Raw genomic sequence first — 16,125 nt, forward strand, 5'->3', positions numbered from 1 at the left:
CATCTTATCATTTCTGGTGTGTATTATGATATAATAAGACAGTTAGTTACAAAACGAAGAATATAGACCGGATATAATGGCGGTGGTTAAGGTGGTTAATGAAATGAGAAAACAACGCGGGCTGCTGATCGTGTTATCAGGGCCTTCCGGAGTCGGCAAAGGCACAGTCAGAAAAGAGCTGTTCTCACAGCCGAATACGAATTATGAATACTCCATATCGATGACGACGCGGTCGCCGCGCGAAGGCGAAGTGGATGAAGTCGACTACTTTTTTAAGACACGCACCGAGTTCGAGGATTTGATCGAAAAGGGTCAATTGCTTGAATATGCAGAGTTTGTCGGAAATTATTACGGTACACCACTGGAATATGTCAACAAAATGCGCGATGCGGGACGGGATGTGTTCCTCGAAATCGAAGTGCAGGGAGCTGCGCAGGTGCGGGAAAAAGTACCGGATGGCCTGTTCATCTTCCTGGCTCCACCGAGTCTGTCCGAACTTGAGGAACGGCTCGTCGGGCGCGGCACTGAATCCGATGAAGTCATTGCTTCGCGGCTGGGTGCTGCGAGACAGGAACTCGAAATGATGAATCTGTATGATTATGTCGTCGAGAATGATGAAGTGGAAAACGCCTGTGACCGCATCAACGCCATCATCATTGCTGAACACTGCAAGCGCGAACGTGTAGAAAAAAGATATTTTGATATGCTAAAGGAGAATGCCTGATGTTATACCCATCCGTTGACAAATTAAAAAGCCGTATCGATTCGAAATACTCGTTGGTGGCCCTCGCTTCCAAACGTGCCCGCCAGTTGCACGAACATGGCGATGAGAAACTGATGAACTATGTGTCCGTCAAACCAGTAGGAAAAGCTCTGGAAGAAATCGCGGCAGGCGAATTGACGCAAGTGCGCCAAGATGAAGCTGCAATTTATGAAGACGAAATTTAACCATTAATTACAATTGACGACTCCCAGAGCAAATTTGTTCTTTGGGAGTTTGTTGTTTAGAAAGGGTGTTTTCATTGTTGGCGAATCGTAAGGTTTTATTGTGCGTGAGCGGCGGAATCGCTGTTTACAAGGCAGTTGCACTGGTCAGTAAGTTATCTCAGGCGGGAGCGGATGTGAAAGTTATCATGACGGAATCCGCGCGTCAGTTTGTCCAGCCGCTGAGTTTCCAGGTCATGTCGAGAAATGATGTCTATTTTGATACGTTTGATGAAAAAGATTCCTCGGTCATAGCACATATCGATCTCGCTGACTGGGCGGACCTGATCATCGTGGCTCCAGCAACGGCGAATGTCATCGGCAAGCTGGCAAACGGCATCGGAGATGATATGGCAACAACGACTTTGCTTGCGGCAACTGCGCCAATCTGGGTTGCACCGGCGATGAATGTCCATATGTATGACCATCCGGCAGTCAAGCGCAATATCGAACGCCTGCACGAAGACGGCATCCGTTTTATCGAGCCGTCGGAAGGATTTCTGGCATGCGGTTATGTCGGAAAGGGGCGCCTTGAGGAACCAGAGAAGATCACGGAATTGGTCGGCGAGTTCCTGGGCCGCGAACCGCTGCTTAAAGGGAAGAAAGTGATCGTCACTGCGGGACCCACGCGGGAGCGCATCGATCCTGTTCGTTTTTTGACAAACTTCTCCAGCGGCAAAATGGGTTACGCTATGGCTGAGGCCGCCGCTGAATTGGGAGCGGAAACCATTCTGATCAGCGGACCGGTATCATTGCCGTCACCAAGGGGTGTAAAAAGAATTTTTGCAGAAAGCGCCGAAGATATGCTGCAGGCAGTAAAGGCAGAATTCAGTGACGCTGATGTCGTCATCAAGACGGCTGCGGTGGCCGACTACCGGCCAAAGATTGTCCACGGCCAAAAGATGAAAAAACAGCAGGGCGATTCTTCCATTGACTTGGAACGCACGACAGACATCCTCCAATTTCTGGGAACGGAAAAGGAAGGCCAGGTGCTCATTGGCTTTGCGGCTGAAACGAACGACGTCAGCCAATACGCCAAAGACAAACTGCAACGGAAAAATGCCGATTACATCATCGCCAATGATGTCAGTGAAGCACAGGCAGGATTCGAATCAGATACCAACCGAGTGACGGTATTTGGTAAAGAGGATTTCGAAAAATCCTTCGAAATGCTTCCGAAACAGGAATTGGCGCGCCAATTACTGAAGCTCATTATTGAAAGGGAAATGCAATATGATCGCTGAAGTCATAGTGGATGTTGCTGCCCACCCCATTGACCGTCCTTTCGATTATGCTGTACCGGAAAAATTGGCAGCATTGGCGGAGCAGGGCATGCGGGTGAAAGTGCCTTTTGGTCCCAGAAAAGTCCTGGGGTTCATCACCAGGATCAAAGAGACCTCGGATTTCGATCCGGGCCGGATGAAACCGATCCACGAATTGATGGATGTTGTTCCGGTGCTGAATAAGGAATTGCTCCAAATGGCTGAATGGATGAAAGAACAGACGGTCTGTTTTGAAATTGATGCGCTGCAGGTCATGGTGCCGGCAGCACTGCGTGCGAAATACGAGAAGCGCTTTGTGCTGAACGCCGGACTCGAAGAGCTTGATCCCCGTCTGCACCCTTATTTTGGAGACAAGCCATTCATCCGCAGCCAGGAGGCAGAAGAAGTCTTCGGTTTATTGAAAAAAGAAATGGATAAAGGAACGGTCATCGCCGACACCAACATCCAGCAGCAGACCGCTGTAAAAAAAGTGCGGATGATTCATATTTCAGATTCTGTTGAAAAGCTCGAATCCATTGAAATCCGGGGCAATGCGAAACAACAGCTGAAGTTAATGGATTTCATGAAAAAGAATCCGGGACTTGCGGTTGAATCTTCTGAACTGCAGAAACTGGCGGGAGTTACGTTGCCGACCATTTACAGCCTGGCTGAAAAAGGTGCAGCTGAACTGTCGAATGTCGAAACATACCGCGATCCAAAAATGCTGACGAAAATCGAGAAAAAAGAGAACCTGGTGCTGACGGAAGCCCAGCAGCGGGCTTTTGATGCCATCGCCGGATCACTCAATACCCCGAGAACGTTTCTGCTTCACGGTATTACGGGGAGCGGTAAAACAGAAATATATTTACAGACAATCGACCGGGTGCTCAGGAGCGGCAAAGAAGCGATTATGCTGGTGCCGGAAATTTCGCTGACTCCCCAAATGACGCTGCGTTTTAAAGAACGTTTCGGTGACATGGTTGCCGTACTCCACAGTGGATTGTCAGCAGGGGAAAAATACGACGAATGGCGGAAAATCCAGCGCGGTGAAGTGAAAGTCGCGGTGGGAGCAAGGTCCGCCATATTCGCGCCGTTTGAAAATCTGGGACTGATCATTCTCGACGAAGAACATGAATCCAGCTATAAGCAGGACGATTCTCCGCGCTATCATGCGCGCGATATGGCCATTTGGCGGGGAGAATACCATAATTGTCCCGTTATTCTCGGAAGCGCCACCCCTTCACTTGAGTCCTACGCAAGAGCGCAAAAAGGGGTTTACGAATTGCTCGTGCTTGAAAAGCGCGCAAGAAACCAGCCCTTGCCAGCCGTTCACATCGTGGATATGCGGGAAGAGCTGAGAACCGGCAACCGTTCCATGTTTTCTGTCCAGTTGGCAGATGCCATCCGCGACCGCCTGGAAAAAGGGGAGCAAACCGTGCTGTTCCTGAACAAGCGCGGTTATTCTTCTTTTGTTCTTTGCCGCGATTGCGGGACCGTCATGCAATGCCCGAATTGTGATATTTCACTGACCTATCACCGTTCGAGTGAGACGATGAAATGCCATTATTGCGGATACGACGAACGCGTGCCGCACACGTGCCCGGAATGCCAAAGCGAGCATATCCGTTTTTTCGGAACCGGCACACAGAAAGTCGAAGAAGAGCTGGCGAAGCTGGTACCGGAAGCACGCGTATTGCGCATGGATGTGGATACGACAAGAAACAAAGGCGCCCACGAAAAGATCCTCAATGCTTTTGGGGAAGGCAAAGCGGATATCCTCCTCGGCACGCAGATGATTGCAAAAGGCCTGGATTTTCCGAATATCACACTGGTCGGGGTGTTGTCTGCTGACACCACGCTGCATCTGCCGGATTTCCGGGCTGCGGAGAAAACCTATCAGTTGCTGACTCAGGTCAGCGGCCGTGCCGGCCGGGATGTGCTTCCCGGAACTGTCTATGTCCAATCCTATACACCCGAGCATTATGCAATCACGTTGGCAAAAGACCAATTATACGAACCGTTTTTCGACCAGGAAATGGCGATGAGGCGTGCGAGCGGCTATCCTCCGTATTATTATGTGGTGAATATCCAATTCACGCATGAAGACCTGATGACCGTTTCAGAATATGCGCAGCAGACTGTAGAACATTTGCGGCAGCAGCTGTCGGACCGGACGCTCATCATCGGGCCATCGGCATCTTTGGTCGCCCGCGTCAACAATAGATATAGATACCAATGTTTGATAAAATACAAAAAAGAACCGAAACTGACTGAAGTGATGCAGCAATTGATCAAAATCTACCGCTCCGAATGGCTTAAAAAAGGTGCGACTTTGGCGATTGATATGAATCCGACTTCGGTGATGTAGAAGAAATGAGGAACTGAAAATGGCAATACGTAAAATCGTGAAGCACCCCAGCGAAGTGCTGGAAACAGTTTGTTCGCCTGTAACAACATTCGACAGCAACCTGGCTGTTCTTTTGGATGATATGCACGAAACGATGATAGAAGCTGATGGCGTCGGCATTGCCGCCCCACAGGTCGGGACTGCAGTACGTGCAGCGATCGTTGATTTTCGCGAAGGCCAGGAGCGGATTGAAATGATCAATCCTGAACTGGTTCTTTATGAAGGATCCGATACGGATATCGAAGGCTGCCTGAGTTTTCCGGGCGTCTTTGGCGAAGTGGAACGCTACGATCACATCAAAATAAAAGCCCAGGAACGCGACGGCTCCTGGTATGAACTGGAAGCGGAAGGTTACGAAGCCCGTGCCATCCTGCATGAAATGGACCATTTGGACGGCATCCTGTTCACCGGCAAAATCACGAAATTCATCACTCAGGAAGAGTTGGATGAAATGATCCGCGCCCAGGAAGAGGAGGAAGAGATTTGACAAAAATCGTCTTTATGGGAACGCCTGCTTTCTCAGTTCCCATTCTCCGCATGCTTGTTGAAGAGGGCTATGACGTGATTTCTGTCGTGACACAGCCGGACCGGCCAGTTGGACGCAAGAAAGTCCTGACGCCGACCCCGGTTAAAGAAGAAGCGCTGCGACTCGGCTTGCCTGTCTATCAACCGCAGAAATTGAAAAACCCGGAAGAACTGCAGGTTGTCCTGGATCTGGAACCGGATTTAGTGGTAACTGCGGCATTCGGACAAATTCTGCCGACTGAAATTTTGGAAACGCCGAAATTTGGTGCCATCAATGTCCATGCCTCATTATTGCCGGATTATCGGGGGGGCGCGCCGATCCACCAGGCAATCATCGATGGCAAAACGGAAACCGGTGTAACCATCATGTATATGGTGAACCGTCTGGATGCCGGAGCTATTATTTCACAAATATCTGTGCCGATCGAAAAGCACGACCATACCGGCAGCATGTTCGATAAACTCAGCGAAGCCGGAACGGAATTATTGAAAGAGACCCTGCCCTCCATTTTGGATGGCACAAACCAGCGCATTCCGCAGGACGAAACAAAGGTGACGTATGCCCGCAATATTTCACGTGAGCAGGAGCGGATTGACTGGAACAGGTCTGCCGAAGAATTATACAATCAGGTGCGGGGACTCCATCCGTGGCCGGTGGCCTATACGAGCTTCAAGGAAGCTACGATGAAAATATGGTGGACCGAAATAATCGAACCGGCGGCTACAGGAAGACCCGGCGAAGTAGTCAAACTGGCCGACGACGCCATCCATGTCCAGACCGGAAAAGGAATACTGGCCATTACCGAATTGCAGCCGGCCGGCAAAAAGCGGATGACAGCGAAAGATTATTTAACCGGACCTAAAGTCCAGGTGGGAGATTTTTTTGAATGAAAAATAAAAAATTGCAAGGCAATGTCCGCGACGCCGCATTTTCGATCCTTTGGGCTGTGGAAAACAAACAGGCTTACAGCAATCTGCTGCTGCATCAGACCATCGAAAGCTATGGCATCTCGGCAAAAAACCGCGGCTTGCTGACCGAGATAACTTATGGCACTTTGCAGCACCAAATGACTTTGGATTATTATCTGGAGCCTTTTTTGAAAGGGAAAGTGGAACCGTGGGTCAAAACGCTTTTGCGGATGTCACTGTACCAGATTGTTTATCTGGACCGCGTACCTTCCCATGCCGTAATCCATGAAGCTGTGGAAATCGCCAAAAGGCGGGGGCACGGGGGAGTCGCTTCCCTGGTGAACGGGGTGCTTCGATCCGTTCAGCGTTCGGGAGTGCGTTCGTTTAATACGATTGCGGATCCGATTGAAAAAATCTCCATAGAGACCAGTCATCCGGCTTGGATGATCAAACGCTGGGCCGAGCAATTCGGTCTTGAAAAGACGCGGGAAATGGCGTTGGAAAACAACAAAATCCCGTCCCAAACTGTTCGTGTCAATACCGTCAAAGCAACCGTCGATGAAGTGATTGAAATGCTCGAATCCGAAGGGCTCGAAGCGGTGCGCAGCAAAATCATCCCTGAATGTCTGGTGGTGACGGGGGGGCAACCGGCAAGGACCGTAACATTTGAAAAAGGCTTCATCACCATCCAGGACGAAAGTTCGATGCTGCCGTCCTATGCGCTTCAACTTGAGCCGGGGATGAAGGTCCTTGATATGTGTGCAGCCCCTGGAGGCAAAACGACGCATATCGCAGAAAAACTGGAAAACAAAGGCACGCTTCTTTCAATGGATCTGCATCCGCATAAGGTGAAGCTTATCCGGGAATCGGCAGACCGTCTGGGCCATTCCGTCATAGAAACCGAAGTGGGCGATGGCAAAAAGAGCGTGGAACGCTTCGGAAAAGAGCAGTTTGACCGGATATTGGTGGATGCTCCGTGCAGCGGCCTTGGGGTCATCAAACGGAAACCTGACATTAAATACACGAAAAAAGAAGATGATTTCAGCCGGCTGCAGGAAATTCAGATTGAATTACTGGATCAGGCGTCTCAATTGCTGAAGCCGGACGGCGTACTGGTCTACAGTACCTGTACGGTCGACAATACGGAAAATCGTGGAACGGCTGAGAGGTTCCTGAAGGAACACCCTGAAATGGAGAAAATCCAGGTTTCATTGCCCGAAGCGCTTGGTGTCAAACACACCGGCTTTGTACAGGTTTTCCCGCAGGATTTCGGAAGCGATGGCTTTTTCATCGCTGCCTTCCGCAAAAAAACAACCGATTGAATAATCAGCAATTCTAATTGATTTGGGATGAGGTGTAGAGATTGTTGTTTCAATATGTCATGGAAAGTGATACAGGAAAAAAGCGGGAAGTGAACGAAGACCGCGTGGCTGTTCTCAAAAGGACTGATGGTTTGATGCTGGCGCTGGTGGCAGACGGAATGGGCGGCCACAATGCAGGGGATGTGGCCAGTGAAATGACGGTGACTGCGATGAGCAAGCATTTTCTGGAAGCCGACAGCGAAAATTTTGCTTCGGTGGAAAGCAAGAAACGATGGTTGGATGATAAGGTCCAGCTTATCAATTCTGAAGTTTATAGTTATGCGGAAGGCCATCCCGAGTGTAAGGGCATGGGCACGACGCTGATTGCCGTTTTGATTGAAAACAATCTTTGTGTAGTCTGCCATATCGGCGACAGCCGTGTTTATAAGTTCAACGGCAAAGGAGAACAGGTCACGCGTGACCATTCCTACGTCAATGTGCTTGTCGACAGCGGGGAAATCAGTGAAGAGGAAGCAGAAGACCATCCGAAAAAGAATTGGATCGTGCGTGCACTCGGAACTGAACGGGGAATCGAGGGGGACATGGTCGAACTTGAACTCAGCGATTCTTCCTATTTATTAATTTGCACGGACGGTCTGAGCAATAAAGTATCGAAAGAAGAAATTGCAGATATTGTCGCTTCACATTCAGCTTTGTCCCAAAAAGGGCAAGATCTCGTCGATCTTGCCAATGATAAGGGAGGAGAAGACAATATTTCGTTTGTGCTTCTTGCCCCGAAAGCTGGGGAGGTATAAATATGTTGATCGGCAGAAACATCAATGGCCGCTATAAGATTCTTGAATTGATCGGCGGAGGCGGCATGTCGAACGTCTATCTGGCCCATGACATGATTTTGGACAGGGATATTGCCATTAAACTGCTGCGATACGATTTTTCAAATGAAGAAGAGCTGCGCAGGAGGTTTCAACGGGAAGCGTTGTCAACGACAAGCCTCGCACACCCGAACATCGTTAATATTTTCGATGTCGGGGAAGATGGCTCGATCCCTTATCTGGTCATGGAATATGTAGAGGGTAAAACGTTAAAAGAATACATAATCGAACATTCACCGATTGCGCCGGAACGGGCAGTTAAGATTATGAAACAATTGGCATCCGCATTGGCACATGCCCATCATAACCAGATTGTCCATCGCGATATCAAACCGCAAAACATCCTGATGGATGAGGAAGGAAACGTAAAAATTTCCGACTTCGGGATTGCAATGGCTTTGAGCGCGACTTCCTATACGCAGACCAATTCAGTGCTTGGGACTGTCCACTATCTTTCGCCGGAACAGGCACGCGGGGGCAATGCCACAAAGAAATCTGATATTTATTCTCTCGGCATCGTCATGTACGAATTGCTGACGGGCAGACTGCCGTTTTCAGGTGAATCTGCTGTTTCGATCGCCTTGAAACATTTGCAGACCGAAACTCCTTCACTTCGGGAAATCGTTCCCACCATTCCACAGAGCCTGGAAAATGTGGTGTTGAAGGCTACTGCCAAAAACGCTCAGCACCGCTACCAGTCCGCCGATGAGATGAATGAGGACCTGTCAACAGTGCTTTTGCCTGAACGACTGAATGAACCGAAATTCATGGCACCGATAGATGAAGGTGCCACCCGGGCGATGCCTGCCATTAAAGATTCTTCGCAATTTGTTAATGCGGATGAAACGATTACAAATGGTTCTTCGAAAAAACTTAATTCCAAGCCTGCCAAACAGGCGCCTCAGAAAAAAGAGAAGAAAAAAGGGCCTTGGATTGTGGGGCTTATGCTATTGCTTGTGATAACCGGCTTATCCGTCGCCCTTGCATTTCCGGATCTTTTTGGTCCACAGCAGGCAGCTGTGCCGGATGTGACAGGGATGGAACGTGACGAAGCAATAGAGGAACTGCGTGCGGCAGGCTTTGCAATCGGAGAAGAGCGGGAACGCCATTCTGAAGATATCGAAGAAGGCTCCGTCATCCGAACGATTCCGGAAGCCGGGAAACTGCGGAGTGTGGAATCCGAAATTCAATTGTATCTGAGCCTCGGCAAGGAATCATCCGAAATCGCCGATTATGTCGGCCGCAATATTGAACAGACGCTGGAATTGCTGGAATCCCGATTCCAGTCGGTCAACCAGACGGAACAGTTTTCAGAAGAACCCGCGGGAACCATCCTGGAACAGAAGCCGGAGGCGGGAAGCGAAATCATTCCGAGCGAAACTGAATTGGAATTTGTCGTGAGCAAAGGGAAAGATATGCGTTCCGTTGCAAACCTGATTGGATACAACGAAGCGGATCTCAGTGAATATGCACGCTCGACAGGCTTCCATATCAATATCGTCGGTGAAGAAGCATCTTCTGAGGCGGCTGCCGGAACAGTGCTGACACAAACTCCGGCACCGGACACGGAATTGGAAGCGGGAGGCGCAATTAACGTTGTGCTGTCATCCGGACCGCCGGAATTGCCGCAAAAAACCTACATTCATACTGTCAACATCCCGTATGAACCCGAAACACCTGCGGAAGAAGGCGAAGAGCCGGTAGAGCAGGTGGTTCAGATTTATATTCAGGACGAGACCAATACGATGGCCGAGCCGGTCGAGGAATTCTCCATTACGGAGGATACGGAGCGCCGGATCCAATTGCAGATCGCTGAAGGAAATCGGGCGGTATACCGAATCCTGCGGGATGGCAGAGTCATTATTGAAGAAACCATCGAATATAATAATGTGGAATAAGAAGGAGGGAATTTATGCCGAAAGGTCAAATAAGAAAAGCACTCAGTGGGTTTTATTATGTATTGGATGAAGACGGCAAGCGGTACATCCAATGCCGCGGCCGCGGGGTATTCCGCAACAGGCAGATCTCTCCGCTTGTCGGGGATTTTGTGGATTATAAAGCGGACAATGATTTGGAAGGGACTATTTTGCATGTCTATGAACGCAAAAATGAACTGGTCCGTCCGCCGATAGCGAATATCGATCAGGCAATTCTTGTTTTTTCGGCCAAGCAACCCGATTTTCATCCGCTCTTATTGGATCGCTTCCTGACAGCCATCGAATCTCACAGCATCAAGCCGGTCATTTGCCTGACCAAGATGGATTTGGTCAATAAAGACGAAAAACACAAAATTATGGAGTATATCGCTGATTACGAAAAGATCGGCTATGAAGTCATTCCCACTTATATCAACGACCCGAAACTCCAGCAGCGGCTCATGCCGGTTTTGGAAGGGAAGACCAGCGTGCTGGCCGGCCAATCGGGTGTGGGGAAATCAACCATCCTCAATACGATTTTGCCGTCTCTCGAATTGAAGACAGATGATATATCCAAAGCCCTGAACCGCGGAAAACACACAACCCGCCATGTGGAATTGATCGAAGTCAACAGCGGTTTGCTGGCGGATACACCCGGTTTCAGTTCGTTCGACTTCGATACCATGGAAAAAGAAGAGCTTTCGGGCTGTTTCCCGGAAATGGCGGAAAGGTCGAATGACTGCAAATTCAGGGAGTGTCTGCATTTGAATGAACCCAAATGCGCCATCAAAGCGGCTGTGGATTCCGGAGAGATACCGGCATACCGCTACAAACATTATTTGAAGTTTTTGGAAGAAATTATGAGCAGAAAGCCGAGGTATTCCAATGATTAAAATTGCACCGTCTATTTTAGCAGCGAATTTTGCGAAACTTGGAGAAGAAGTCGCAGAAGTTGAAAAAGCAGGAGCTGACTGGATTCATATCGATGTGATGGATGGCCATTTTGTACCGAACATTTCATTTGGCGCAGTCGTCATGGAGGCCATCCGCCCGCTGACGAAACTGCCGTTTGATGTCCATTTGATGATTGAAAATGCAGACCGTTATGTGGAAAGCTTTGCAAAAGCGGGAGCGGATTATATCACCGTCCATGTCGAAGCAAATCCCCATCTGCACAGAACCATCCAATTAATCCGTTCATTCGGCGTCAAACCGGGGGTCGTCTTAAATCCCCACACACCGGTGGAAGCGATTTTGCCGATTCTCGAAGACATTGACCTGGTCCTGTTTATGACAGTCAATCCCGGTTTCGGGGGACAGAAATTCATTGAGTCCGTCCTGCCGAAAGTGGAGCAGTTAGCAGCAATCATCAAAGAAAAAGGCCTGGACATCGATATCGAAATCGACGGCGGCATCAATGAAGAAACTATTGCCGCTTGTGCCAAAGCCGGTGCCAATGTATTCGTTGCCGGATCGGCGATTTATGGTCAGGAAGACCGCGCTGCCGCCCTTCAGCGCATCAAAAAGGCTGGGCAAGAGGCGATTCTGTGAAGATCATTATAATAGCGGGAGGTCCGGCAAGCGAATTGCCGGACTTTTCAATATGGCCGGAGGATACTTTCATCGGTGTGGACGCAGGAACGATTGCCCTGCTGGATAAAGGGATTGTGCCGTCTGCGGCAGTCGGGGATTTTGATTCGGTATCAAAGGAACAATTCGAAAGGATGAAGAAGATTTTTCCGGATCTTCAACCGGCTTCTTCGGATAAAGACGAAACCGATACCGAACTGGCGCTGATGGAAGCGATGGCCTACGATCCCGAAACCGTGATTATTACAGGCGTCACTGGCGGCCGCCTGGACCATTACATGAGTGCTTTGCACGCGATATACGGCTTTCATCTGAAATATCCAGGCACCCAGTTTTTCCTGATCAATACGCAGAACCGCATCCGCTTTCTGGAAGCGGGCAGCCATAAGATCCTGCGGAACAACCGCTACCGTTATATTTCCTTTTATCCGTTCGCGGAGGAAATCGAAGGCTTCAGTTTGACGGGATTCAAGTACGAAGTGTCGGATGAAACCATTCCATTCGGCTCCACCCGGTTCATCAGCAACGAACTCGAACAGTCGGGTGTTGTCTCTTTTATAGAAGGAAACTGCATGATGATCGAGAGTGCGGATGAGTAGTGGTATGTATATTGTATATAACGCTTTGGCGCTATGGACAGTGCAAAGATTCTGCTCCTGCGCACTGCTCGTCGCAAAGGATGCGCCATCTTCGTATGGCGAACCTTGCCTCCCGTAATAAGACGAGAAGAGCACTCGTCTTTTGTCCGGTCGGCATTCGCCTGCTCCGAAGCCGCGCCTTTGCTTAGAGAACTTTCTCGAGATATGGAGCAAAACAGCGTAGACGCCTGCGGGACCAGCGAAGTGGCGAGATCCACTCGGGCGAAGAGTCCGAGTTAGCTCGACGCGAGCCCGCGGCAAGCTTAGCTGTTTTGAGGAATATCGCCTACTTAATTGTCTTTAATCTAAGTATAAAAAAATCTCCACGAAAAAATGCCAGGCTGACGATTGTCAGACCTGGCATTATTCATGAGAACGATTAAACGCGCTCAACTTTTCCTGATTTCATTGCTCTTGCAGAAACCCAAACACGTTTCGGCTTGCCGTCAACAAGGATGCGAACTTTTTGTAGGTTTGCTCCCCATGTACGTTTAGTCGAATTCATTGCGTGTGAACGAGCATTTCCGGCGCGAGCTTTACGTCCGCTGATTGCACATACTTTAGCCATGTAAGTACCTCCTCACAAGTGAAGCTGAAAATTATTATAGAATTTCAGTTCGTTTTTCATCTCACATACCTTAATAATTTACCATACACATTTGCGGTTTGCAACTAATTTTCAATCCCTTTAAAGAAAAAAACCTTTACACCTGAAAACGTCCGCTTTTCTTATATAGGGGTTTGTTGTAGAATGAAAAGAGTGAAATAGGACTCAAGGAGGAATTCGTAATGTCGATTGAAATTAAAAATGACTATGGTCAAATCGATATTTCCAACGATGTGATTGCCCAAATAGCTGGAGGAGCAGCAATCGAATGTTATGGCATTGTCGGAATGGCGACGAAACATCAGATACGCGACGGCCTTACTGATATACTGAGAAAAGAGAATTTTGCCAAAGGTGTGATTGTCCGCCAGGAGGGCAGCGATCTGAATATAGATATGTATGTCATCATCAGTTACGGTACAAAAATTTCTGAAGTTGCCTACCAGGTTCAGTCCAAAGTTAAATATACAATTACAAAAACGCTTGGCATGCCGGTAAAGGCTGTTAATATCTATGTGCAGGGAGTTCGTGTCACGAACCCGTAGGAGGAGGAAGAAGCGGTTATGAAGTCATTAAACGGAGTTAAATTCGCTGAGATGGTACAGATGGGGTCACATCATTTGTTCCAGAACGCGGATTATGTAGATGCATTAAACGTTTTTCCGGTGCCTGACGGCGATACTGGAACGAACATGAATTTATCCATGACATCAGGTGCAAAGGAAACGGAAGCCAATGTGCAGGAGCATATCGGCAAAACAGCTTCAGCCTTGTCGAAAGGTCTTCTGATGGGAGCGCGCGGAAATTCCGGCGTAATCCTGTCCCAGCTGTTCCGTGGATTCAGCAAAGCCATTGTAAATGAAAAGGAATTATCGGCAAAGCAATTGGCCGATGCTTTTCAGCATGGGGTTGAAACGGCATATAAAGCGGTCATGAAGCCTGTGGAAGGGACGATTCTAACGGTGGCGAAAGATTCGGCAGCCAAAGGAGTGGACCTGGCAAAGGACGAAATGGACATCATTGTGTTATTTGAAGGAATCGTAACCGAAGCAAAAGCTTCACTCGAAAGAACGCCTGACCTGCTGCCTGTTTTAAAGGAAGTCGGTGTCGTGGACAGTGGTGGGCAAGGCCTTGTATATGTATATGAAGGCTTTTTGGCGTGCCTGAAGGGCGAAGAGTTGCCCGAGAAGCATGTCAATAATTCCATGACTGACCTGGTCAGCGCGGAACACCACAAAACAATTGCCGGCTTCATGGATACTGCTGATATCGAATTCGGTTATTGCACCGAGTTCATGGTGAAGTTCGAAGACGACAAAAAGGAGTTCAATGAAGCGGCATTCCGTTCGGATTTAAGCGCTTACGGTGATTCGCTGCTCGTCATTGCAGATGACGAAGTGGCGAAAGTCCATATCCACTCCGAAGAACCCGGTAAAGTCCTTACATATGGCCAGGATTACGGCAGCCTGATCAGTATGAAAATCGAAAATATGCGCCAGCAGCATATCGACATTGTCGGAGAAAATTTTAAAAAAGAAGGCAAGAAGCAGGAAACGAAACATCCGTATGCGGTCGTTACGATCGCGATGGGTGAAGGTGTCGTAGAATTATTGCGGAGCATCGGTGCTTCGTATGTAATCGAAGGCGGCCAGACGATGAACCCATCGACAGAAGACATTGTCAACGCCATCCGTTCGGTTTCAGCCGAGCGCGTGCTGATCTTGCCAAACAATAAAAATATTATCATGGCTGCCGAGCAGGCGGCTGAGATTCTTGACATCGAAGCAGCTGTGGTGCCGACGAAAGATGTTCCTCAGGGAATGGCCGCTTTATTGGCATTCAATCCTTCAGCGAGCGTTGAAGAAAACCGCGTAACAATGACCGGCGCATCAAAACATGTTAAATCAGGTTCAGTGACTTTCGCTGTGCGGGATACATCGATTGATGGGATCACCATCAAAAAAGATGATTTCATGGGGATTTCAGAAGGCAAGATTGTCGTGTCGGATAAACGCCTTGAAAACGTTACAGAAGAATTGGTCAAAAAGCTTATCGATGCGGATTCTGAAATCGTAACGATTCTTTACGGAGAAGACGTTACAGAAGAAGATGCCGGGAAGCTCGGTGAATTCATCGAGTCACTGAATGATGAAGTGGAAGTGGAAATCCACAACGGCAAACAGCCGCTTTATCCTTATATTCTTTCCGTGGAATAACCTGTGGCAGATTATGCACCAGGAATTCCAGGCGAATAAAAACATAAAGCCGGTGGCGAAAAGGGAAATCTTTTCGCCACCGGCTTTTTGATGGGGAAAAATCTATCCTTTCCGTTTTCGCGTGATAGGTCGTAAGCTTTATTTTCTTTGTCTAAAGCGTTCCTATCGTGTAAACTGAAGCTATACGCAAATAGAGAGAAAGGGGTTTGAGCCATGAAGTTCAAATCTGTTTTTGATATAATCGGTCCGGTCATGATCGGACCATCTTCTTCGCATACAGCGGGGGCAGCACGCATCGGGAGAGTAGCAAGGGATTTATTCGGGCGTCAGCCGGAATGGGCGAAGGTCCATCTCTACGGCTCTTTCGCTGAAACGTATAAAGGACACAGCACGGATGTCGCCATTATCGGCGGCCTGCTTGACTATGACACGGATGACGAACGTATAAAGACTTCTTTTGAAGAAGCCGAAAAGGCCGGCATGGAATTTGAATTTATTCCGGAGACGGGCCACACTGACCACCCGAACACGGCACGCATTGTAGTTGGTGACAGCCGTGCGGAAATGTCGATGGTCGGGATATCGATTGGCGGCGGTAAAATCGAGATCACGGAATTGAACGGCTTCCCGCTGCGTCTGTCAGGAAATCACCCGGCTATCCTGGTGGTCCATGACGACCGCTCGGGATGCATTGCAAGCGTTTCCAATTGTTTGTATAAATACGATATCAACATCGGCCATATGGAAGTGTCACGCCGGCAAAAAGGCGAAATGGCATTGATGGTCATTGAAGTGGATCAGACGGTTGATGTCGCTGTAATGGATGAATTGAGGCAACTGCCGCATATCACACAAGTGACAAGAATCGCTGACTGAA

16 protein-coding genes are annotated in these 16,125 nt (G+C 48.7%); 15 read left to right on the plus strand and 1 reads right to left on the minus strand.

All coding sequences use genetic code 11. The features are described from left to right. Positions 1 to 103 precede the first annotated feature (103 nt). The 12 genes from gmk (at position 104) to DIJ65_RS04540 (ending at position 12,386) form a co-directional block, all read left to right on the plus strand. On the plus strand, positions 104 to 724 hold the full coding sequence (gene gmk, locus DIJ65_RS04485) for a guanylate kinase (RefSeq protein WP_071152107.1): 621 nt from the start codon (positions 104 to 106) through the stop codon (positions 722 to 724). Beyond that, positions 724 to 948, plus strand: coding sequence for a DNA-directed RNA polymerase subunit omega (rpoZ, locus tag DIJ65_RS04490; protein WP_071152108.1), 225 nt, complete (start codon positions 724 to 726; stop codon positions 946 to 948). The genes gmk and rpoZ overlap by 1 nt, the downstream gene beginning before the upstream one ends. A 74-nt stretch (positions 949 to 1,022) precedes the next feature. After that, the gene (coaBC, locus tag DIJ65_RS04495; protein ID WP_117302755.1) at positions 1,023 to 2,228 is read left to right on the plus strand and encodes a bifunctional phosphopantothenoylcysteine decarboxylase/phosphopantothenate--cysteine ligase CoaBC; all 1,206 of its coding nucleotides are present in this window, start codon (positions 1,023 to 1,025) and stop codon (positions 2,226 to 2,228) included. Continuing rightward, the gene (gene priA / locus DIJ65_RS04500) at positions 2,218 to 4,614 is read left to right on the plus strand and encodes a primosomal protein N' (RefSeq protein WP_117302753.1); all 2,397 of its coding nucleotides are present in this window, start codon (positions 2,218 to 2,220) and stop codon (positions 4,612 to 4,614) included. The genes coaBC and priA overlap by 11 nt, the downstream gene beginning before the upstream one ends. A gap of 19 nt (positions 4,615 to 4,633) precedes the next feature. Continuing rightward, positions 4,634 to 5,140: a peptide deformylase gene (gene def, locus DIJ65_RS04505; protein WP_117302752.1), complete on the plus strand. Its 507-nt coding sequence runs from the start codon at positions 4,634 to 4,636 to the stop codon at positions 5,138 to 5,140. Continuing rightward, positions 5,137 to 6,069 (plus strand): methionyl-tRNA formyltransferase, encoded by a 933-nt coding sequence (gene fmt, locus DIJ65_RS04510; protein ID WP_117302750.1) that lies wholly within the window; start codon positions 5,137 to 5,139, stop codon positions 6,067 to 6,069. Before def ends, fmt begins: the two co-directional genes overlap by 4 nt. Next, positions 6,066 to 7,409, plus strand: coding sequence for a 16S rRNA (cytosine(967)-C(5))-methyltransferase RsmB (rsmB, locus tag DIJ65_RS04515; protein ID WP_117302748.1), 1,344 nt, complete (start codon positions 6,066 to 6,068; stop codon positions 7,407 to 7,409). The genes fmt and rsmB overlap by 4 nt, the downstream gene beginning before the upstream one ends. 44 nt (positions 7,410 to 7,453) lie before the next feature. After that, positions 7,454 to 8,203, plus strand: a complete 750-nt coding sequence (locus DIJ65_RS04520; RefSeq protein WP_230321405.1) for a Stp1/IreP family PP2C-type Ser/Thr phosphatase — start codon at positions 7,454 to 7,456, stop codon at positions 8,201 to 8,203. 2 nt (positions 8,204 to 8,205) lie between these two features. Beyond that, positions 8,206 to 10,179: a Stk1 family PASTA domain-containing Ser/Thr kinase gene (gene pknB, locus DIJ65_RS04525; RefSeq protein WP_117302746.1), complete on the plus strand. Its 1,974-nt coding sequence runs from the start codon at positions 8,206 to 8,208 to the stop codon at positions 10,177 to 10,179. Positions 10,180 to 10,193: 14 nt separating this feature from the next. Continuing rightward, on the plus strand, positions 10,194 to 11,090 hold the full coding sequence (rsgA, locus tag DIJ65_RS04530) for a ribosome small subunit-dependent GTPase A (protein WP_117302744.1): 897 nt from the start codon (positions 10,194 to 10,196) through the stop codon (positions 11,088 to 11,090). Continuing rightward, a complete protein-coding gene (rpe, locus tag DIJ65_RS04535; RefSeq protein WP_117302742.1) occupies positions 11,083 to 11,748 on the plus strand; it encodes a ribulose-phosphate 3-epimerase in 666 nt (221 codons plus the stop codon). The genes rsgA and rpe overlap by 8 nt, the downstream gene beginning before the upstream one ends. After that, positions 11,745 to 12,386: a thiamine diphosphokinase gene (locus tag DIJ65_RS04540; protein WP_117302740.1), complete on the plus strand. Its 642-nt coding sequence runs from the start codon at positions 11,745 to 11,747 to the stop codon at positions 12,384 to 12,386. Before rpe ends, DIJ65_RS04540 begins: the two co-directional genes overlap by 4 nt. A gap of 418 nt (positions 12,387 to 12,804) precedes the next feature. Here DIJ65_RS04540 and rpmB read toward each other — a convergent pair whose 3' ends face one another. Beyond that, positions 12,805 to 12,993 carry a 50S ribosomal protein L28 gene (gene rpmB, locus DIJ65_RS04545; RefSeq protein ID WP_117302738.1) on the minus strand — a complete coding sequence of 63 codons (189 nt, stop codon included), beginning with the start codon at positions 12,991 to 12,993 and terminating at the stop codon, positions 12,805 to 12,807. A 221-nt stretch (positions 12,994 to 13,214) separates the two neighbouring features. Between rpmB and DIJ65_RS04550 the strand changes: the two genes are divergently transcribed. The 3 genes from DIJ65_RS04550 (at position 13,215) to sdaAB (ending at position 16,124) form a co-directional block, all read left to right on the plus strand. Beyond that, positions 13,215 to 13,577 (plus strand): Asp23/Gls24 family envelope stress response protein, encoded by a 363-nt coding sequence (locus tag DIJ65_RS04550; protein ID WP_084245114.1) that lies wholly within the window; start codon positions 13,215 to 13,217, stop codon positions 13,575 to 13,577. Positions 13,578 to 13,595: 18 nt separating this feature from the next. Beyond that, positions 13,596 to 15,248 carry a DAK2 domain-containing protein gene (locus tag DIJ65_RS04555; protein WP_117302736.1) on the plus strand — a complete coding sequence of 551 codons (1,653 nt, stop codon included), beginning with the start codon at positions 13,596 to 13,598 and terminating at the stop codon, positions 15,246 to 15,248. Between the two features lie 213 nt (positions 15,249 to 15,461). Then, complete coding sequence (gene sdaAB / locus DIJ65_RS04565) at positions 15,462 to 16,124, plus strand: L-serine ammonia-lyase, iron-sulfur-dependent subunit beta (protein ID WP_117302734.1); 663 nt, start codon at positions 15,462 to 15,464, stop codon at positions 16,122 to 16,124. The last annotated feature ends 1 nt before the right edge of the window (position 16,125 follow it).

This window comes from Planococcus salinarum (assembly GCF_007004625.1).
Taxonomy (GTDB): domain Bacteria; phylum Bacillota; class Bacilli; order Bacillales_A; family Planococcaceae; genus Planococcus; species Planococcus salinarum.